17 protein-coding genes are annotated in these 19,098 nt (G+C 71.0%); 8 read left to right on the top strand and 9 right to left on the bottom strand.

Annotation, left to right across the window (positions count from 1 at the left end):
- Positions 1-22: 22 nt before the first annotated feature.
- The 4 genes from AQJ27_RS17010 to AQJ27_RS16995 are packed head-to-tail and all read right to left on the bottom strand — an operon-like array spanning position 23 to position 4,422.
- Entirely contained in the window at positions 23-697 is a 675-nt protein-coding gene (locus AQJ27_RS17010; protein ID WP_067368826.1) for a GTP-binding protein, read from the bottom strand.
- The gene (locus tag AQJ27_RS17005; RefSeq protein WP_067368825.1) at positions 678-1,085 is read right to left on the bottom strand and encodes a DUF742 domain-containing protein; all 408 of its coding nucleotides are present in this window, start codon (positions 1,083-1,085) and stop codon (positions 678-680) included. Before AQJ27_RS17005 ends, AQJ27_RS17010 begins: the two co-directional genes overlap by 20 nt.
- Entirely contained in the window at positions 1,082-1,585 is a 504-nt protein-coding gene (locus tag AQJ27_RS17000) for a roadblock/LC7 domain-containing protein (RefSeq protein ID WP_067368824.1), read from the bottom strand. The genes AQJ27_RS17005 and AQJ27_RS17000 overlap by 4 nt, the downstream gene beginning before the upstream one ends.
- Positions 1,582-4,422, bottom strand: a complete 2,841-nt coding sequence (locus AQJ27_RS16995) for a sensor histidine kinase (RefSeq protein WP_067368822.1) — start codon at positions 4,420-4,422, stop codon at positions 1,582-1,584. Before AQJ27_RS16995 ends, AQJ27_RS17000 begins: the two co-directional genes overlap by 4 nt.
- Positions 4,423-4,813: 391 nt before the next feature.
- Here AQJ27_RS16995 and AQJ27_RS16990 point away from each other — a divergent pair, with 391 nt between their 5' ends.
- On the top strand, positions 4,814-5,602 hold the full coding sequence (locus AQJ27_RS16990) for a protein phosphatase 2C domain-containing protein (protein WP_201264302.1): 789 nt from the start codon (positions 4,814-4,816) through the stop codon (positions 5,600-5,602).
- Positions 5,603-5,620: 18 nt separating this feature from the next.
- Here the strand turns inward: AQJ27_RS16990 and AQJ27_RS16985 are convergent, their stop codons facing one another.
- Both AQJ27_RS16985 and AQJ27_RS16980 read right to left on the bottom strand, forming a co-directional pair.
- Positions 5,621-6,052 carry a MarR family winged helix-turn-helix transcriptional regulator gene (locus AQJ27_RS16985; protein ID WP_067368819.1) on the bottom strand — a complete coding sequence of 144 codons (432 nt, stop codon included), beginning with the start codon at positions 6,050-6,052 and terminating at the stop codon, positions 5,621-5,623.
- Between the two features lie 12 nt (positions 6,053-6,064).
- A complete protein-coding gene (locus AQJ27_RS16980) occupies positions 6,065-6,583 on the bottom strand; it encodes a MarR family winged helix-turn-helix transcriptional regulator (RefSeq protein WP_079065029.1) in 519 nt (172 codons plus the stop codon).
- Positions 6,584-6,872: 289 nt separating this feature from the next.
- Between AQJ27_RS16980 and AQJ27_RS16975 the strand changes: the two genes are divergently transcribed.
- Positions 6,873-7,700 (top strand): lysozyme, encoded by an 828-nt coding sequence (locus tag AQJ27_RS16975; RefSeq protein ID WP_067368816.1) that lies wholly within the window; start codon positions 6,873-6,875, stop codon positions 7,698-7,700.
- A gap of 257 nt (positions 7,701-7,957) precedes the next feature.
- Here AQJ27_RS16975 and lon read toward each other — a convergent pair whose 3' ends face one another.
- Positions 7,958-10,375, bottom strand: coding sequence for an endopeptidase La (lon, locus tag AQJ27_RS16970; RefSeq protein WP_067368811.1), 2,418 nt, complete (start codon positions 10,373-10,375; stop codon positions 7,958-7,960).
- Between the two features lie 336 nt (positions 10,376-10,711).
- On the opposite strand from lon, the gene AQJ27_RS55620 reads away from it, so the two are divergent.
- Entirely contained in the window at positions 10,712-11,056 is a 345-nt protein-coding gene (locus tag AQJ27_RS55620; RefSeq protein WP_159064362.1) for a hypothetical protein, read from the top strand.
- A 66-nt stretch (positions 11,057-11,122) separates the two neighbouring features.
- Here AQJ27_RS55620 and AQJ27_RS16960 read toward each other — a convergent pair whose 3' ends face one another.
- Positions 11,123-12,046, bottom strand: coding sequence for a rhomboid-like protein (locus tag AQJ27_RS16960; RefSeq protein ID WP_067368805.1), 924 nt, complete (start codon positions 12,044-12,046; stop codon positions 11,123-11,125).
- A 144-nt stretch (positions 12,047-12,190) separates the two neighbouring features.
- Positions 12,191-12,925 (bottom strand): TetR/AcrR family transcriptional regulator, encoded by a 735-nt coding sequence (locus AQJ27_RS16955; RefSeq protein ID WP_079065050.1) that lies wholly within the window; start codon positions 12,923-12,925, stop codon positions 12,191-12,193.
- A 202-nt stretch (positions 12,926-13,127) separates the two neighbouring features.
- Between AQJ27_RS16955 and AQJ27_RS16950 the strand changes: the two genes are divergently transcribed.
- From AQJ27_RS16950 to AQJ27_RS16930, 5 genes are all read left to right on the top strand, one after another.
- Positions 13,128-14,426, top strand: a complete 1,299-nt coding sequence (locus tag AQJ27_RS16950; protein WP_067368802.1) for an MFS transporter — start codon at positions 13,128-13,130, stop codon at positions 14,424-14,426.
- Positions 14,427-14,520: 94 nt separating this feature from the next.
- Positions 14,521-16,278, top strand: a complete 1,758-nt coding sequence (locus tag AQJ27_RS16945; protein WP_067368799.1) for a glycoside hydrolase family 3 protein — start codon at positions 14,521-14,523, stop codon at positions 16,276-16,278.
- A 55-nt stretch (positions 16,279-16,333) separates the two neighbouring features.
- Positions 16,334-17,011, top strand: coding sequence for a spermine/spermidine synthase domain-containing protein (locus AQJ27_RS16940; RefSeq protein WP_067368795.1), 678 nt, complete (start codon positions 16,334-16,336; stop codon positions 17,009-17,011).
- A 113-nt stretch (positions 17,012-17,124) separates the two neighbouring features.
- Entirely contained in the window at positions 17,125-17,862 is a 738-nt protein-coding gene (locus AQJ27_RS16935; RefSeq protein WP_054236710.1) for a response regulator transcription factor, read from the top strand.
- Positions 17,863-17,909: 47 nt separating this feature from the next.
- Complete coding sequence (locus tag AQJ27_RS16930; RefSeq protein WP_235613524.1) at positions 17,910-19,052, top strand: HAMP domain-containing sensor histidine kinase; 1,143 nt, start codon at positions 17,910-17,912, stop codon at positions 19,050-19,052.
- Positions 19,053-19,098 lie beyond the last annotated feature (46 nt).

The raw sequence follows: 19,098 nt of genomic DNA, 5'->3' as shown, positions 1-19,098 counted from the left end.
GCGTCCTAACTCCGTGTACGTCTTATTCGGGGCTCACGTCGAGCGCGTGCCCCACCAGCGCGAGCAGGGTCTCGACGACCGAGATCCGGCGCCTGGCGTCCATGATCATGACAGGTATGTGTGAAGGCACCGTGAGGGCCTCGCGCACGTCGTCGGCGTCGAACTGCTCGCTGCCGTCAAAGTGGTTGACCGCGACGACGTACGGCAGTCCGCAGCTCTCGAAGTAGTCGAGCGCCGGGAAGCAGTCCTTGAGGCGACGGGTGTCGGCGAGGACCACGGCGCCGATCGCGCCGCGCACCAGGTCGTCCCACATGAACCAGAACCGCTGCTGGCCCGGCGTCCCGAAGAGGTACAGGACCAGGTCGTCGTCGAGTGTGATGCGGCCGAAGTCCATGGCCACGGTCGTGGTCACTTTGTCCGGAGTGCCGGTGAGGTCGTCCGTCTCCTCGCTGGCCTGGGTCATCAGCGCCTCCGTCTGGAGGGGCGTGATCTCGGAGACCGCGGTCACCAGCGTGGTCTTGCCCACGCCGAAGCCGCCCGCCACCACGATCTTCGTCGCGATCGGGGCACGGCTGCGGTCGGTCTGCCAGGCCTGGAGGTTCTCGTCGGACTCGGGCAGCGGCACCGGGGCCAGAGGCATCGGAGCCGAGGCGGGGGAGGCCGTTCTCGGCGCACCCTCAGAGACGACGGAGTCCATTCAGCACCCTTTCCAGCAGAGCGCGGTCCGGCTGTCCCGGGCCGTGACCTGTTCCGTACACACGGATCTTTCCCTGGTCCGCCAGGTCGCTCAGGAGGACGCGGACCACGCCCAGCGGCATCCTGAGGAGGGCGGCGATCTCGGCCACCGTACGCATCCGGCGGCAGAGTTCGACGATGGCCCGCATCTCGGGCATCACCCGGGTCGCGAGGGAGCCGTTGGTCAGCTCCTTGCGCTCCTCGGGGGCCTCGAGCGCCGCCACGAACGTCTCGACCAGCAGCACGTGCCCGAAACGGGTACGGCCGCCGGTGAGCGAGTACGGGCGCACGCGGGCCGGTTTGCGGTCCCCGCCACGTATGGGGAGCTTGGGCGCGGAGGAAGGACTCACTGGGCACTCCCCGTCGGCTTGGCTTCGAGTGACTGGCGTAGCTCGCTGCGGAGTTCGGGCGTCAGGACGTGCCCGGCGCGGCCGACGAACAGCGCCATGTGGTACGCCACCACGCTCATGTCGCAGTCCGGGGCGCCGTGCACCCCGAGCAGCGAGCCGTCGCTGATCGACATGACGAAGAGGCTGCCCTCGTCCATCGCGACCATCGTCTGTTTCACCCCGCCCGCCTCCATCAGCTTCGCGGCGCCGATGGTGAGGCTGCCGATGCCGGAGACGATGGTGGCGAGGTCCGCGGAGGATCCCTTGGGGCCGGTGGGGCGCGCCTCCGCTCCGGTGCGGGCCTCCGCGTTCCTCCCGGGGTCGGAGGACAGCAGCAGCAGACCGTCGGAGGAGACGACCGCGACCGACTGGAGGCCCGGCACCTCCTCGACGAGGTTCGTCAGCAGCCAGTGCAGATTGCGGGCTTCACTGCTCAGGCCGAAGGTACTGGGCGCGGTCAACTGCTTGCCTCCTCGACTGTGCCCCCCGATGCGTCTACTGCGTCCTGCTGTCGCACCGCGTCCTGCGCTTGGTCCTGCGCGGTGTTCCGTGCGGTGTGGTGCGGGGTGGGCGTCTGGGCCGTCTGTTCGGCGATCTCGGCCTCCACGTCGCGGCGGCCCTCCGTCGCGCCCCGGTGGAAGCCGCCGAGCCTGCGCCGCAGCGCCTCGGCGTCCACACCGCCGACACGCGGCCGGGGAACCGCTGCGGGCGCCGAGATCTTCGGCGTCCGCTTGGGCAGTCCCTTGTCGGTGACCCGTTCCGCCTCCTCGTCCGACACCCGTTCGTGGGAGTCGGGGCCGATGGCGTAGGGGTCGGGAGCGGCGGCGGACACCGCGGGCTCGGGCGCCGGGGCCACCGGCTCGTCCGGCGGGACCAGCGGTGCCAGCAGCTCCATGGTGGTCTCGGAGGGCGTCGGCTCGGGGGCGTAGGCCACCTCCTGCGCGGCGGCGCCCGACCATACGGCCTCCTCCGCGGCGGCGTCCGCTCGTACGGCCTCCTCCGCGGCGGCGATCAGCGGGTCCTCGTCAACGGCGGGAGCGGTGGGAACGCCCGGGCTCGCCTGGCCCCGTGCCGTGAGGGCCGAACGGCCGCGCAGTACGTTCGAGTTGGCCTCCGCGTCGGCGCCCGGGAGGACGACCGAGGGGGCGGCTCCGGTGACCGGGGAGGCCGAGGGGACCGTGCCGACGGGGGCGGTCGCGAACAGCGTCTTGGGGAGGACGACCACGGCCGCGGTGCCGCCCTGCTTCTGTTCTCGCAGCTGTACGCGGACGCCGTGCCGGTGGGCGAGCCGTGCCACCACGTACAGGCCGAGCCCGAGTCCCTCGCCGCTCTCCTGGTCGTAGGTGTCCTCCGGGTCGAACTCGGAGAGACGGGCGTTGAGCTGGGCCATCCGGTCGGGGGCCATGCCGATGCCCTCGTCCTGCACGGAGAGCATCACCTCGCCGTTCTCCAGCAGCCAGCCGGAGACCTCGACGGGCAGGTCGGGGGGCGAGAACGAGGAGGCGTTCTCCAGGAGTTCGGCCACCAGATGCGAGAGGTCGTCCGCGGCGAACCCGGCGAGGTGCGCGTGCGGCGGCAACACGGCGATGCGGACGCGCTCGTACCGCTCGATCTCGCTGACCGCGGCCCGCACGACGTCGACCAGCGGGACGGGGCCCGCGTGGTGCTGGACGTGTTCGTGGCCGGCGAGGACGAGCAGGTTCTCGCTGTGGCGCCGCATGACGGTCGCGAAGTGGTCCAGCTTGAAGAGCGTTCCCAGGCGGTCCGGGTCCTGCTCGCGCTCCTCCAGTCCCTCGATGACCCCGAGCTGCCGCTCGACCAGGCCGAGGGTGCGCAGCGCGAGGTTGACGAAGGTGCCGTGGATGGTGCCGCGCACCTGCTCCAGGTGGGCCGCCGTGTCGGCGAGTTCCGCGCGCAGCCTGTCGCGCTCGTCGGCCATCAGCTGGCGCTGCCCGATGAGGTGCTTGCGGTCCGCCTCGAGGGTGGTCAGCCGTTCATGGAGCGCGGCGGCGTGCGCGTGCAGCGCGTTGACGGAGCGGACCACCTGGGCGAACTCGTCGTTGCGCCCGGTGAACTTGACCGGCTCCTGCGTGCCCGGGTCGGCGGCGAGGCGGGCCGAGCCCCGGCGCAGTACGGACAGCGGGCGGGTGAGCGTACGGGCCATGGCCATCGAGACGCCGACCGCGACCAGCAGCAGGGTGCCGATGAGGGCGATCCGGATCTCCAGCGCGGTGACGTCGTCGTCCCGCAGCCGCTCCAGGTCCTTGGTGCGGTGGTCGTACAGCGAGGCCTCGGCGCCGCGCATCAGCTCGACGCGGGCGGAGAGCGCCGCGTCCACCTTGTTCGTGCTGGAGTCGAGCTCGGAGTCGGAGAGCGTCGGCTGGTCGGTGAGGTCGGTGAGGTACTTGTCCGCGGTCGTGACGTCGGGTCCGGTGACCGTGGAGTCGTACGAGTCCTTGGCGTCCTCGGGGGCCGTCTCGCGGAAGTCCGCGAGGGCCGCGTCCGAGCGGAGCCGGGCCTGCTGGGCGGCGGCGCTGAGCGCGTCGCGCTGCTTGGTGTCGGCGGCGGACGAGCCGCTGGTGGTGGACGCCAGACCGGTGACGGGGTTGATGACCGTCTGGGTGGTGCGCGGGATGTCGAGGGCCGCGAGGAGCAGTCCGCGGGCGGCGGCGGACTGCTGGACCGCGGAGTCCAGCTCGGCGAGGGCGTGCGCGCCGGAGCCCGCGCGGGGCGGCAGCTGCTCGGCCAGGTCCTCGGCGAGTGCGTGGAGTTCGGTGATGACGTCGGAGTACGCCTCGTGCGCTTCGAGAGCGGTGCTCTTTCCGGTGAGCGCCGCTCTGCGGGCGGTGCCGATGCCGTCCAGGTCCTTCAGGAGGACGGCGGGCGCGTCCTCGTCCGCCCGCACCTCGTCGACCTGCCGGTCGACCCGGGCGCTGCGCTGCTCGGAGGGCGCCTTGGACTTCGGCCGGCCCGCGGCGATGTACGAGGTGACCTCGTCGCGCTCGTCGGCCAGCGAGTGGGCGAGCGTCAGCGCCTGCTGGGTCCGCCCGGCGAGCGTCACCAGGTTCTGGGAGTCGTTCAGCTGCTCGGAGGCCGCGAGGACCGTGGGGGCTCCGGCGCCGGCGATGGCGGCCGCGACGACCGCCACGGCGACGATCAGCCGATTGCGTACGTGAGCGGAGCGGCCCTTGCCCGCAGGGGTCTGCCCCGCGGCACCCGGCGTGCGTTCCGCGCCCCCTTCGGAGGCCGACTGCTTGCCTGTGCGCCGAGACCGCATCTTCTGCACCGGTGCTCGCATTCCTGACTCGTGTACCTAGGGCCCGGGTGACGTTCCGTCAACTGGGCGTCCGCCCTCCCCAAGCTCGCGACTTCGCTCGAGCAGGGGGTGTCCCATCGGCTCCCGACCCTCCCAGTGCCGGTGGGCAGTGGTCCCGCATCATCCGGCCCGCCACCCGAAGGAGTGAACCCCGGACCGGAGTTGGCGGGCAAGTTCCCCTGGCGCGTGCGACCCCCTTGCACGGCGGGCCGGTTGGACGTCTGCGGCGCGCTTTGGCAGTATTCGCCGCCACGCCTTGCCGGAGTCGATCATTCCATGCCAAACCCGGCGGCTGAGCTGCTGGTCCGCACCGGTCCTGCGACCGTTGCCAGCCTTTCGTGGACCTTGTGAAGGGCTCGTGCAGACTGGCTGGATGCGCATCGAACTCGTCTCCGAGCCGGGTGACCCGGCCCGCCCCAATGAGGACTTCGCATCGGTCGGCCTTCCGGCGTCAGGACAAGGGGGATCACTGGTCGTCCTCGACGGCGTGACTCCCCCGCCGGGCGACGACGGCTGTCTGCATTCCGTCCACTGGTTCTCCGCACGCCTCGGCGGAGCCCTGACCGAACTGTCCGTTTCCCGGCGGGATCTGACCCTGGCGGAGATCCTTTCCCGGTCCGTCCTGCGCACTTCCGAGGCCCACTCCGACACCTGTGACCTTTCTCACCCGCGCACGCCCCAGGCAACCGTGGTCCTCGCCCGCTGGTCAGGCGACCTCGTCGAGTACCTGGTCCTCTCGGACTCGGCCCTTTTGCTGGAGTCCCCCGCGGGCGAGGTGACACCGGTCCTGGACGACCGCCTCAGCCGTGTCCCCCGCGCCTCTCTCGCCTCGGACGCGATCGCCGACGCGACCGTCCGCAACAAGGAGGGGGGCTTCTTCACGGCCGCCGCCGATCCGTCGGTCGCGGCCCGGGCGGTGACGGGGACCGTGCCCCGGGCCGAGGTCCGTGCCCTGGCCGCCCTGACGGACGGCGCGACCCGCTGGGTGGAGAAGTTCGAGGAGGGCGACTGGGGCGGCCTGTTCACCACGGTCCGCAAGGAGGGCGCCCAGGCCCTCGTGGACCGCGTACGGACGCTGGAGCGGGCCGACGCCGAGGCGCGGGCACGGCTGAGGCGGAGCAAGACGCACGACGACGCGACCGTGGTCTTCGTGGAGTGGTGAGTGGGGCGGATCGGGGTGTTACTTCTCCATGACCTGGTTCAGCTGGTGGAGCAACCGGGCCAGTTCGGCGACCTCGTGCGGGTCCCAGCCCGCGAGTTCACGGACGTACCGTGCCCGGCGCGCCTCGCGCACCGTACGGAACCGGCGGCGGCCCTCGTCCGTGAGACGGACCAGCCAGGCACGACCGTCGACGGGGTCGGGCTCACGGGCGACCAGACCGAGTTCCTCCAGGGCGTGGAGCTGACGGGACATCGTGGCCTTGCCCACGCCGATGTACGCGGCCAGTTCGGTGGCGCGCTGGCGGCCGCACTCGTCGAGGCGGAAGAGGAGCCCGTACGCGGAGGACTCCAGGTCGGGGTGGACCTCGCGGGCCATCTCGCCGGAACTGGCCCGGGCGCGCCGCAGCAGCAGGGTCAGCTCCCGCTCCAACGCGGGGAATTCCTGGTCCATGCCCGCCTCCTCCTACTTCTCCATGCCGAGGTTCAGCTGGTGCAGCAGCCGCGCCAGCTCCGCGACCTCGCGAGGATCCCAGTGGGCGAGCTCGCTCACGTACCGGGCGCGCCGCGCCTCGCGCACCTGGCCGACCCGGCCGCGGCCCTCCTCGGTGAGATGGACGAGCCAGGCACGGCCGTCGGCGGGGTCGGGCTCACGGGCGATGAGGCCGAGCTCCTCGAGAGCACGCAGCTGGCGGGACATGGTGGCCTTGCCGACGCCGATGTAGGCGGCGAGCTCCGTCGCACGCTGGCGACCGCACTCGTCGAGGCGTACGAGGAGTCCGTACGCGGCGGACTCCAGGACCGGATGGACCTCGCGGGCCATCTCGCCCTGGTTGGCGCGGGCACGGCGCAGGAACACGGTCAACTCGCGCTCCAGGGAGAGGAACTCGGGGTCCGGGCCGCCGTGCGCGGCGGGCTGGTCCACACCCCGGCCCGACCCGTCGAGCCCGGCCGGACGCCGGCCTCCGTTCCTGTCCTCGCGCACGTCTGCCCCTCACCCGGTTTCCCGACTCTGAAAGTTTCCGCCAAAGGTGGCCATAGCCACAGCTCCGTAAGTATTTCTCAGGCGTAGACCAACGGCAGCCCACGGCCCCTCTTCCCAGCACGTTCTCCCCGTGCGTAGCTTCGTGAACAGGCATCCAATGGCATGCCCACGCCGCCAGGTCGACGAGGGCCTGACCCCCCACTCACAGCGCGCATGCCCACACCACTCACGGCACGCATGTCCGCACCATTCCCCCCACCTGGCTCCATCGAGCCTTCGGAGGCACGTCATGCCCGTGCACAGATCCGGAACGCCCCACCGCCTGCGCCTGCTCGCGCTGGGAACCCTGCTCGCCGCCTTCTCCCTCCTCTCCACCCTCTCCGCCCCGCCCTCCTCCGCCGCCGACACACCCGCCCGGGGCTCCGCCCGCATGGGCATGGGCGTCCTCGCGCACGACGGCCAGGCCGGCACACCCACCACCGGTGACGCCACCCAGACGGAAGGCGTGGACGTCAGCGGCTACCAGGGCAACGTCGCCTGGTCGACCCTGTGGAGCAGCGGGGTCAAGTGGGCCTACACCAAGGCCACCGAGGGGACGTACTACACGAACCCCTACTTCGCCCAGCAGTACAACGGCTCCTACAACGTCGGCATGATCCGCGGCGCGTACCACTTCGCGACCCCCGACACGACGAGCGGCGCCACCCAGGCCAACTACTTCGTGGACCACGGCGGCGGCTGGTCCGGCGACGGCAGGACGCTGCCGGGCACGCTCGACATCGAGTGGAACCCGTACGGCGCCGCCTGCTACGGCAAGACGCAGAGCGCGATGGTCAGCTGGATCAGCAGCTTCCTCGCCCAGTACAAGGCGCGCACCGGCCGGGACGCCGTGATCTACACGGCGACCAGCTGGTGGAGCGACTGCACCGGCAACTACGGCGGCTTCGCCTCCGCCAACCCCCTGTGGATCGCGCGGTACGCGTCCGATCCAGGGACGCTGCCTTCCGGGTGGTCGTACTACACCATTTGGCAGTACACGTCGTCCGGGCCGACGGTCGGGGACCACGACAAGTTCAACGGCGGGCTGGACCGGGTGCGGGCACTGGCCAACGGCTGATCGATGACCGATGGCGGCTGACGGCTGACAGCTGACAGCTGACAGCTGACAGCTGACAGATGGCGGATGGCGGCTGACACCTGACGGCTGACAGATTTCAGCTGACAGATTTCAGATTTCAGACGACCAATGTCGGCCGACAGCCGACAGCCGACAGCCGACAGCCGACAGCCGACAGCCGACACAAACGGCTGACGGCACGGCGAAGGCCCGGGCCTCCCTCACGGGACCCGGGCCTTCCCTTCCGGCAGCGTCCGTCACGCCGCTACCGGAACCTCCGGCGTCGCGCCGTTCGTCGCCGGCGACAGCGCCAGTTCCAGGACCTGACGGACGTCCGTGACGGCGTGGACGTCCAGCTTCTCCAGCACCTCGGCCGGGACGTCGTCCAGGTCGGCCTCGTTGCGCTTCGGGATGATGACCGTGGTGACACCCGCCCGGTGCGCGGCGAGCAGCTTCTGCTTCACCCCGCCGATGGGCAGGACACGGCCGGTCAGCGAGACCTCGCCCGTCATCGCCACGTCCGTGCGGACGAGTCGGCCGGACAGGAGCGAGGCCAGCGCCGTCGTCATGGTGACGCCCGCGCTCGGACCGTCCTTGGGGACCGCGCCCGCCGGGAAGTGGATGTGCACGCCCCGGTCCTTCAGGTCGCCGACCGGCAGTTCCAGCTCGGCGCCGTGCGAGCGGAGGAAGGAGAGCGCGATCTGCGCCGACTCCTTCATCACGTCACCCAGCTGACCGGTCAGGGTCAGACCGGCCGCGCCCGTCTCCGGGTCGGCCAGCGACGCCTCCACGAAGAGGACGTCACCGCCCGCGCCCGTCACGGCCAGACCGGTGGCGACACCGGGCACCGCGGTGCGACGCTCGGCCGGGTCCTGGGCGGACTCGGGCACGTGGTGCGGACGTCCGATGAGTCCGCGCAGATCGGCGTCGGTCACCGTGAAGGGCAGCTCCCGCTCTCCGAGTTCGTGCTGCGCCGCGACCTTGCGGAGCAGGCGTGCGACGGCCCGCTCCAGGTTGCGTACGCCCGCTTCCCGGGTGTACTCCCCGGCGAGCTTGCGCAGCGCGCTCTCGTCGAGCGCGACCTCCTCCTTCTCCAGACCGGCCCGCTCCAGCTGACGCGGCAGCAGGTGGTCACGGGCGATGACGACCTTCTCGTCCTCGGTGTACCCGTCGAGCCGGACCAGCTCCATACGGTCGAGCAGCGCCTCCGGGATGGCTTCGAGCACGTTGGCCGTCGCCAGGAACACCACGTCGCTGAGGTCGAGCTCGACCTCCAGGTAGTGGTCCCGGAAGGTGTGGTTCTGGGCGGGGTCGAGGACTTCGAGCAGCGCCGCGGCGGGGTCGCCGCGGAAGTCGGAGCCGACCTTGTCGATCTCGTCCAGCAGGACCACCGGGTTCATGGACCCGGCCTCCTTGATGGCACGGACGACACGGCCGGGCAGCGCGCCGACGTACGTACGCCGGTGGCCGCGGATCTCGGCCTCGTCCCGTACGCCGCCGAGCGCGACCCGGACGAACTTGCGGCCCATGGCGTGCGCGACGGACTCGCCGAGCGAGGTCTTGCCGACACCGGGCGGACCGACGAGCGCGAGCACGGCACCGCCGCGCCGCCCACCGACGACGCCGAGACCACGCTCGGAACGCCGCTTGCGCACGGCCAGGTACTCGGTGATGCGCTCCTTCACGTCTTCCAGACCGGCGTGCTCGGCGTCCAGGATGGCCTTGGCGCCCTGGATGTCGTACTCGTCCTCGGTGCGCTCGTTCCACGGCAGTTCCAGGACGGTGTCGAGCCAGGTCCGGATCCAGCCGCCCTCGGGCGACTGGTCGCTGGACCGCTCCAGCTTGTCGACTTCCTTGAGCGCGGCCTCGCGGACGTTCTCGGGGAGGTCGGCGGCCTCGACGCGAGTCCGGTAGTCGTCGGACTCCTCGCCCTCCTTGGCGTCGCCGTTCAGCTCGCGCAGCTCCTTGCGGACGGCTTCGAGCTGGCGCCGCAGCAGGAACTCGCGCTGCTGCTTGTCGACGCCTTCCTGGACGTCCTTCGCGATGGACTCGGCGACATCCTGCTCGGCGAGGTGCTCACGCAGCTGCTCGGTGGCGAGCTTCAGCCGGGCGACCGGGTCGGCGGTCTCCAGCAGCGTGATCTTCTGCTCGGTGCTCAGGAACGGGGAGTAACCGGAATTGTCGGCAAGGGTGGACACGTCGTCGATGGCCTGTACGCGGTCCACGACCTGCCAGGCGCCGCGCTTGCGCAGCCAGCTGGTGGCGAGGGCCTTGTATTCCTTGACCAGTTCGGCGACGTGGCCGGGCAGCGGGTCGGGCACGGTCTCGTCGACCGGGGTGCCCTCGACCCACAGGGCGGCACCAGGTCCGGTCGTCCCGGCGCCGATCTTCACGCGCCCACGGCCGCGGATCAGCGCGCCCGGGTCGCCGTCGGCCAGTCGGCCGACCTGCTCGACGGTGCCGAGCACTCCCGTGCTCGGGTACGCCCCGTCGATGCGTGGCACCAGCAGCACCTTCGGCTTGCCGGGCTCCGACCGCGCGGCGGCCTGGGCGGCCTCCACCGCGGCGCGTACATCGGCGTCGTTCAGGTCCAGCGGAACCACCATCCCGGGCAGCACGACCTCATCATCGAGCGGCAACACGGGCAGGGTGAGCGGTGTGGACGTCAAAGCCATTATCTCTCCCTAGGCAGTCAAGTTGAGCTATGCCGACTCAATGCACGTGAGCCCCGGATTGTTCCCCGGGGCCTGTTCGCTGTGAGCGATCGCTCTCCACGGAGACATTTGTGCAGGTCAGCGGGGTATCCGCCACGCTTCCCTCTTGGCCGGCGCCACTCCGCCGCAGATCCGCGGCCAACGCCTGTGGTGCGGTCAACGCCGTCGGCCCGCCGTCCCTTCCCGTGTCACACCGCGGGCTCATCCACAGGCTGTGGAACCACGCACGGGGAATCGGGGCACGACGGGGGCGAGGGGCAGCAACAGGGACGGGGGTCGACTCGGCGCCGGGTGATCGTGGGTGCCGGGACGGCGCTCGGGGCGGCCACGGTGCCGGCGGCGGACACGGACGGGTCCGAGCGGACGGCCCACCGACGGGCGACGGCGGCGCCGGCCGTCGGGCGGGCCCCCGCCACCGCGACCGCCGCCACCGGCGGCACTCGTTCCGGGCGGCCCAACATCCTGGTCGTCGTCACCGACGACCAGCCCAAGGAGACGGAGTGGGCGACGCCCGAGACCGTCGACCGGCTCGGCAGGCACCGTGTGACCTTCGAGCGGGCGCACGCCAACACACCCTCAAGCTCCACGCGAGTGCGGAACAGGAGCGCCGCCTCGGCGTCCCAGATCTGGCCCGGCGGCTGATGGCGGCCCGGACCACCTGACCTGACCGAACCGGACTGGTCCGGACCCGCCCCGACCGCCCGGATGCTACGCGGCGACGGTGCCGGACGTCTGAGCGTGAGCGGTGTGTACGGCGGCGGGGGCGGCGGGGCCGGCGGCCGCCTCCGTACGGGCGCGGCGCCAGCCCCGGACCAGCGGCCAGGTCGACACCCCGATCGCCAGGGACATCGCATGCCCCCAGTCCGTCATCGGGTCGGCGAATTCGAGCAGGTCCCCGACGACCATCGAGCCGAAGACGACCAGCAGCGGCCAGCGCAGCCAGGGCCTCAGCAGCCCGGCGAGCGCGCCGACGCTCGTGGCGACGCCGAAGCTGATGCCGTAGTCGAGGCGGTGCAGGGAGCTGTCGGGGAGGTCTCCCACCAGCACGGACAGGCCGATGGGCACCTCGGTGGCCAGGGTGGCCACGACATGCCCGAGCAGGAAGACTCCGGCGGCCCGCAGGCCGCCTATCCGCCGCTCCAGCGCGGTCAGCACCAGCACGAACCCGAGGGCGTACGGCGAGGTGATCCCGCCTGCCATCCACAGCGCGCTGGCCAGCAGCACCAGCACCGGTTCGTGTATGAGGTGCGCGACGTCGGTGCTGGACCCCTGCTGCAAGGCGTGGACGAGGGAGGGGTCCGCGTAGTCGGTGACCATCGCGGTGACGGTGAGCACGGCCGCGTAACCGAAGGTGAACGGCGTTCCGGTGGGGGTGGGCAGCAGCCGCCAGGGACGGAGCGACCGGAGCCGGGCGAGGGCGCGGGAGACGGGTGGAGCGGGAGGGGCGAGCGCGGGGGGTGTCGTCGCCGGGCGGGGGGCGGGCGGCACGGTCGTGGCGCCGCGTTGTCGCGGCACCCCGTCCAGGAGAAGCGAGCCCGTCTGTGGGTCCTTGAGCGCGGCATCGGCCGAGGAGGCCGTCGGGGCCGTGGTCGTCGCCACTGCCGTCGCCGTCGCGGTGGTGCTCCGGTCCAAGGTGAGGGGCTCCTTCCGTCCCGCTCCACCCTTGGGGGCCCGCGACGCCGCTGTCTATGACCGACGCCACGTGGGAGGCGATTCATAGCAACCTGATAAGCGCATACGGCGTCCGCGGTCGCCGTGTCCGCACACCCGTCCGAGTCAGTCCGTGCGCGCGTCCGAGTCGGTCCGTACGCGCGCACGAGTCAGTCCCGTATGCGCGTCCGCCGGCAGCCCCGCGCCCGAGACGGTGATCGAGCGCAGCAGCCGGTCAAGGTAGGCCCGCATTCGGGCGGCCATGTCGACGCCCGCGGGGTCGAGGGCCCACTGCAACTGGATACCGTCCATGACGGCGGCGAACTCCTCGGCCAGCGCCTCGCAGTCGGTGTCGGGCTTCAGTTCGCCGCTCGCGACCGCCTCGCGCAGCGCGCCCGCGCTGACCTCGACAAGATCGGCGTAGCGCTTCACGAAGAACGCGTGGGCGGGGTGGCCGGGATCGCCCGCCTCGGCAAGCAGGACGTTGAACATCTTGGTGCGTCCCGGGCGCCGGCTGTTGTAGTCGGCGAGTCCCACCAGCGCCGCGAAGAACTCGGCGGCCGAGTGCGCCTCGACGGCGAAGAACCGCTCGACGTCGTGCTCCTCGCTGCGCCGCAGGACGGAGACGAGCAGGTCCTCCTTGCTGCGGAAGTGGTGCAGCAGGCCGCCCTGGGTGATGCCGACGTCCTTGGCGATCCGGGCCAGTGAGGAGGCGTGGAAGCCCCACTGGGCGAAGTGTTCGACGGCGACGTCGAGGATGCGCAGCCGGCGTTCGTCCCCGACGGCGTAGGTGCCCCGGACGGCGCCCGGAACCTTGCGCTCCGCCTCCACGCTCTCCTCCGACCTCCGGTTTCGGACCATGCCCGCCACCATAGCCGCCGCACAGGCTGCCGCCCGGGCCGTCCCGACCGGCGGTTACACGAGTCAACCCGCCCCACTTTCAAGCCACACGCAGCGTGATTCTGGCCACATGAACAAAACCTAGTACCCACTCGGTTTTGATGTTTCTCTGTGGTCGCCGGCGTGGCAAGGAAGCCGCGCCTCGTCCCCATGGAGAGCCGCCATGGCCGTCACTCCCGATTCCTCGCTCGGTGCCCGCTCGCCCGAGCCGCTGCACGACGCGCCTTCCCCCCAGGCCCCTGCGAACGCCCCCGCCAAACTCGTCCTCGGACTCGCCCTCGCCCAGTTCGGCGCCTACCTCGCCGTCCTCACCCCGGTCATGGTCACCCTCGCCCTGCGGGTCAGCCAGATCGTCCCGGAGGGCGACCGCGGTGCCGCCCTCGGCCAGGTGCTCTCCGTCGGTGCCCTGCTCGCGATGCTCGGCAACCCGGTCTTCGGCGCCCTGTCCGACCGCACCACCAGCCGCTTCGGGCGCCGCCGCCCCTGGCTGGTCGGCGGCATGACCGCGGGCCTAGCCGGGCTCATGGTCGTCGCCCTGGGCGGCAACGTCCTGACGCTGATGCTCGGCTGGGCCCTCGCTCAGCTCGGCATCAACGCCGCCCTGTCCGCGCTGACCTCGTGCGTCCCCGATCTGATCCCGCCGCACCAGCAGGCCCGGGTCTCCGGCATCGTCGGCATGACGACGTCGTTCTCGATGATCGCGGGCTCGGTACTGGCCAATGTCTTCAGCGGCTCGATGGCACTGGCGTTCCTCGTCCCCGGCGTCATCGGGCTCGCCGCGGTCGGCTATCTGGTCGCGGTGATGAAGGACCGCCCGGCCCGCGCCGGCGCCTTCGAGCCGTACAGCCTCCGCGAGTTCCTGCGCAGCTTCTGGGTCGACCCGCGCAAGCACCCCGACTTCGCCTGGAACTTCGCCGGCCGCTTCCTGGTCTTCACCGGCGCCTCCTGCGTCACCAGCTACCAGGTCTACTTCCTGATGGACCGCCTCGGCTACAGCGACGACGCCGTCTCCGGCAAGGTCCTCGTCGGCACCCTCGCCATGGTCGTCGCGACCGTGGCCGGCTCGCTGCTCGGCGGCCAGCTCTCCGACCGCTCGGGCCGCCGCAAGCCGTACGTCCTCGGCTCCTCGCTCGTCATGGCCCTCAGCCTGGCGCTGCTCGCCGCCGCGCAGTCCTTCGGGATGTACGTCGTCGCCGTGATCGTCTTCGGCCTCGGCGAGGGCCTCTACCTCTCCGTCGACCTGGCGCTCGCCGCCGCGGTGCTGCCCAACCCCGACGAGTCCGCCAAGGACATGGGCGTCCTCAACATCGGCAACGCCCTGCCCCAGTCCCTCGTCCCGATCGTCGCCCCCGCGCTGCTCGCGATCGGCGGAGGCGGCAACTACGGGGCGCTGTTCCTCTTCGGCGCGATCGCCGCCGTACTGGGCGCCCTCGCCGTCCAGTTCATCCGCTCCGTCAAGTGACCCCCTTCAAACAGCCCCCTTCTTTAGGAAGCCCTTTTCTCTAAGAAGCCCGTCACACAGCCGCCTCCAGCAAGAAGGAAGCAAGGAAACCGGGATGCCCTCAGGGAAGACCACCGCCACGTACCGCGATCCGCACCGTCCCGTCGACGAGCGCGTCGAGGACCTGCTCTCCCGCATGACGCTGGAGGAGAAGGCGGGTCAGCTGTTCCACTCCATGCTCTCCATGAACGCGGACGGCACCTTCGCCACCGACGGGCCCTTCGTGCACGCCCCCACCCCCGAGCTGATCGAGGGCAGGGCACTGACCCACTTCAACCTCATCGGCCAGTACGGCGTGCGCGAGACGGCCCAGTGGGTCAACCGGGTCCAGGAGCTGGCCGCGAGCACCCGTCTGGGCATCCCGGTCACCCTCTCCACCGACCCGCGCCACGCGTTCACCGACAACCCGGGCGCCTCCTTCAACTCCGGCGCCTTCTCGGCCTGGCCCGAACCCCTGGGCCTGGCCGCGATCGGCGACCCGGCGCTGGTGGAGCGCTTCGGGGACACGGTCCGCCGCGAGTACCTGGCGGTGGGCTTCCGGGTCGCGCTGCACCCCCAGATCGACCTGGCCACCGAGCCACGCTGGTCGCGCCAGAGTGGCACGTTCGGATCCAGCGCGGAACTGACGAGCGAGCTGGTACGGGCGTACGTACGCGGTCTCCAGGGGATGAGGCTCGGACCGGACTCCGTCGCCGCCATGGTCAAGCACTTCCCCGGCGGCGGACCGCAGAAGGACGGCGAGGACCCGCACTTCGCGCACGGCAAGGAGCAGATCTACCCGGGCGGCATGCGCGAGTACCACCTCCAGCCCTTCAAGGCGGCCGTGGAGGCGGGCTGTTCCCAGGTGATGCCGTACTACGGGCAGCCGATCGGCACCGACTGGGAGGAGGTCGGCTTCGGCTTCAACCGCGATGTCCTCACCGGTCTCCTGCGCGAACGCCTCGGCTTCGACGGCATCGTCTGCACCGACTGGGGCCTGCTCACCGACGCGCCCGTGCTCGGCGAGCTGTTCCCCGCGCGGGCCTGGGGCGCCGAGCACCTGACCGTCGCCGAACGCGCGGCGAAGGCCCTGGACGCGGGCAGCGACCAGTTCGGTGGCGAGCAGTGCCCCGAGGTGATCGTGGAACTGGTCCGCTCGGGCCGCGTCACGGAGGAACGCGTCGACGAATCCGTACGTCGACTCCTGCGCGAGAAATTCACACTCGGCCTCTTCGAAAACCCCTACGTGGACCCCGACCAGGCGGAGGAGACCGTCGGGGCCGACGAGTTCACCGCGCTCGGCGAGGCCGCCCAGCGCCGCTCGCTGACCGTCCTGACCAACCACGGACTGCTGCCCCAAGAGGGCCGCCCGAACCTGTACGTGCGGGGGATCTCCGAGCAAGCGGCCGCCGCGTACGGCAATGTCGTCCCCGATCCCGTCGACGCGGACCTCGCGGTGCTGCGACTGCGCACGCCCCACGAGGAGCGCCCCGGGCTCTTCGAGTCCTTCTTCCACTCGGGGTCGCTGGCCTTCCCGGAGGACGAGCTCAAGGAGATCCTGCGGCTGCTGGACGCGGTGCCCACGCTGGTGTGCGTCAACCTCGAACGGCCCGCCGTCCTCCCCGAGATCGCCGCGAAGGCGGCCGCGCTGGTCGCCGACTTCGGCGCGAGCGACACGGCACTCCTGGACGTCGCCTTCGGACGGGCGCGGGCCCAGGGGCGGCTGCCGTTCGAACTGCCGCGCTCCATGGCGGCGGTCCAGGCGTCACGGCCCGACGTCCCCGACGACACCGAAGACCCCGTGTTCCCCTACGGGCACGGACTGAACCTCTGACCCCCTGAGGGTTAATTCGGCTGCCCATCCTGGTGAAAGTGCCAGGATGGGAGCCATGACTGCCTCGTACGACATCCCTGTAGTCATCGATCGCCGGGAAGGCCCCTACGGCGAGGTCGTGTTGCGGCGGCACGGCGCGCTGCTGCAGATCATCGCCAACGGGTGCTTCCTGATGGACACTTCCGACGGCCGCTCGGAACGGCTGCTCGTCGACGCCGCGCTGGACGCCCTGGACGGGCGGGCGGAGCCGAAGGTGCTGATCGGGGGACTCGGTGTCGGGTTCTCTCTGGCGCACGCCTCCGCCGACCCGCGCTGGGGGCACATCACCGTCGTCGAGCGCGAAGGGGCCATCATCGACTGGCACCGTGACGGACCGCTGGCGCAACTCTCCGCGGCGGCGCTCGCCGACCCCCGGACGAAGATCGTGAGATCCGATCTGCTCGCTCACGTCAATGAGACTTCCGACACGTACGACGCACTGTGCCTCGACATCGACAACGGGCCCGACTGGACCGTCACCGAGGACAACACCGGGCTGTACGGACCGGCCGGACTGGCAAGCTGCGCAAGGGTGTTGAAGCCGGGCGGGGTGCTCGCCGTGTGGTCGGCGCAGCCCTCTCCGGAATTTGAAGGAACGCTGCGGAATGCCGGATTCCACCAGGTGCGTACCGAAGAGATCCCCGTTGCCCGGGGCGTTCCGGACGTCGTCCATCTCGCGGTCGGGCCTGGATAGCCGAGCGAAGGTGACTGCCCGTACCCTGCTTCCCTGGCGCAGATCATTCAAGCGTCAAGCGCAGTCATGGGATCACCCCACGGATTCCGGAAAGCACACCTCAGGGGCGGGCGATGGAGCAGACACACACCTCGCACAACGGCACGGCGGCCACGCCAGGCGCTCAGCGCCGGGTGCTGGTGGTCGAGGACGACCCGACGATCGTCGACGCCATCGCGGCCCGCCTGCGAGCCGAGGGATTCCTCGTGCAAACCGCGGGCGACGGACCGGCCGCCGTCGACACAGCAGAGGCCTGGCAGCCCGACCTGCTGATCCTCGACATCATGCTGCCCGGCTTCGACGGCCTGGAGGTCTGCCGACGCGTGCAGGCCCAGCGCCCGGTGCCGGTGCTGATGCTCACCGCGCGCGACGACGAGACCGACATGCTGGTCGGGCTCGGCGTCGGCGCCGACGACTACATGACCAAGCCGTTCTCGATGCGCGAGCTGGCCGCACGCGTGCACGTCCTGCTGCGCCGGGTCGAGCGGGCCGTGGTGGCCGCCTCGACGCCGCGCAGCGGCATCCTGCGCCTCGGCGAGCTGGAGATCGACCACGCGCAGCGCCGGGTACGGGTGCGCTCGGAGGACGTGCACCTCACGCCCACCGAATTCGACCTCCTGGTATGCCTCGCCAACACTCCGCGCGCGGTACTCTCCCGCGAGCAGTTGCTGGCCGAGGTCTGGGACTGGGCGGACGCCTCGGGCACCCGGACCGTGGACAGCCACATCAAGGCGCTGCGCCGGAAGATCGGTGCCGAGCGGATCCGCACCGTCCACGGCGTGGGCTACGCCCTGGAGACCCCGACTCCCTGAGCCGGGTCTCCGCAGGGACCAGGAACCTCATGTAGGGGGCTGATGTCATGAGCGGGCTCGGTGAATCGGGCAGAACCACGGGCGTCACGAGCGGTCCCGGTGAGCCGGGCCGCGGCGAGGGGTTCTGGGGCTCCGTGCGCCCGTTCTCGATCAAGACCAAGCTGGGCGCTCTGGTCGTCATCTCCGTGCTCATCACCACGGGTCTGTCGATGATCGCGGTGCACACCAAGACGGAGCTCCGCTTCATCACGGTCTTCTCGATGATCGCCACACTGCTGATAACGCAGTTCGTGGCCCATTCGCTCACCGCGCCGCTGGACGAGATGAACACGGTCGCCCGCTCCATCTCGCACGGCGACTACACCCGCCGGGTGCGTGACGACCGGCGGGACGAGCTGGGCGACCTGGCGCAGACGATCAACCTCATGGCCGACGAGCTGGAGGCCCAGGACCGCCAGCGCAAGGAACTCGTGGCGAATGTCTCGCACGAGCTGCGCACCCCCATCGCGGGCCTGCGCGCGGTCCTGGAGAACGTCGTGGACGGTGTCTCCGCCGCCGACCCCGAGACGATGCGTACGGCCCTGAAGCAGACGGAGCGGCTGGGCCGGCTGGTCGAGACGCTGCTGGACCTCTCCAGGCTGGACAACGGCGTCGTACCCCTGCGCAGGCGCCGTTTCGAGGTGTGGCCGTACCTGTCCGGTGTACTCAAGGAGGCCAACATGGTCGCCTCCGCGCGCGCGGGCATCGCCTCGGGCTCCGGCAGTCACACCCGTACCGACGTCCATCTGCACCTCGACGTGTCCCCGCCGGAGCTGACCGCGCACGCGGACCCGGAGCGGATCCACCAGGTCGTGGCGAACCTCATCGACAACGCGGTCAAGCACAGCCCGCCGCACGGCCGGGTGACGGTCAAGGCGCGGCGCGGCAACTACCCGGAGTCACTCGCCCTGGAGGTCCTGGACGAGGGCCCCGGCATTCCGCAGTCGGAGTGGCACCGGGTCTTCGAACGCTTCAACCGCGGCGGGGTGCCCTCGCCGCACGGCCCGGGCAGCGACGGCGGTACGGGCCTCGGGCTCGCCATCGCCCGCTGGGCGGTCGATCTGCACGGCGGCCGCATCGGCGTGGCCGAATCCCAGCGGGGCTGCCGGATTCAGGTCATCCTTCCAGGGCTTCCTTCTCTGCCAAGTTGACGTAAAGTTCGAACCGGAGCCACAAGATCCATCGCCGTCCCGTGCT

Source organism: Streptomyces olivochromogenes (assembly GCF_001514115.1).
In the GTDB taxonomy this organism is placed as follows: Bacteria; Actinomycetota; Actinomycetes; order Streptomycetales; family Streptomycetaceae; genus Streptomyces; species Streptomyces olivochromogenes.
The sequence above is the reverse complement of the archived record's forward strand: the minus strand, read 5'-3'. Positions and strand labels throughout refer to the sequence as shown.

Bases quoted from the DNA above. Each gene is read 5' to 3' on its own strand.
- AQJ27_RS17010 (WP_067368826.1), bottom strand. From the start codon at position 697: ATGGACTCCGTCGTCTCTGAGGGTGCGCCGAGAACGGCCTCCCCCGCC.
- AQJ27_RS16995 (WP_067368822.1), bottom strand. From the start codon at position 4,422: ATGCGAGCACCGGTGCAGAAGATGCGGTCTCGGCGCACAGGCAAGCAG.
- AQJ27_RS16990 (WP_201264302.1), top strand. From the start codon at position 4,814: ATGCGCATCGAACTCGTCTCCGAGCCGGGTGACCCGGCCCGCCCCAAT.
- AQJ27_RS16985 (WP_067368819.1), bottom strand. From the start codon at position 6,052: ATGGACCAGGAATTCCCCGCGTTGGAGCGGGAGCTGACCCTGCTGCTG.
- AQJ27_RS16975 (WP_067368816.1), top strand. From the start codon at position 6,873: ATGCCCGTGCACAGATCCGGAACGCCCCACCGCCTGCGCCTGCTCGCG.
- lon (WP_067368811.1), bottom strand. From the start codon at position 10,375: ATGGCTTTGACGTCCACACCGCTCACCCTGCCCGTGTTGCCGCTCGAT.
- AQJ27_RS16955 (WP_079065050.1), bottom strand. From the start codon at position 12,925: ATGGTCCGAAACCGGAGGTCGGAGGAGAGCGTGGAGGCGGAGCGCAAG.
- AQJ27_RS16950 (WP_067368802.1), top strand. From the start codon at position 13,128: ATGGCCGTCACTCCCGATTCCTCGCTCGGTGCCCGCTCGCCCGAGCCG.
- AQJ27_RS16945 (WP_067368799.1), top strand. From the start codon at position 14,521: ATGCCCTCAGGGAAGACCACCGCCACGTACCGCGATCCGCACCGTCCC.
- AQJ27_RS16940 (WP_067368795.1), top strand. From the start codon at position 16,334: ATGACTGCCTCGTACGACATCCCTGTAGTCATCGATCGCCGGGAAGGC.
- AQJ27_RS16935 (WP_054236710.1), top strand. From the start codon at position 17,125: ATGGAGCAGACACACACCTCGCACAACGGCACGGCGGCCACGCCAGGC.
- AQJ27_RS16930 (WP_235613524.1), top strand. From the start codon at position 17,910: ATGAGCGGGCTCGGTGAATCGGGCAGAACCACGGGCGTCACGAGCGGT.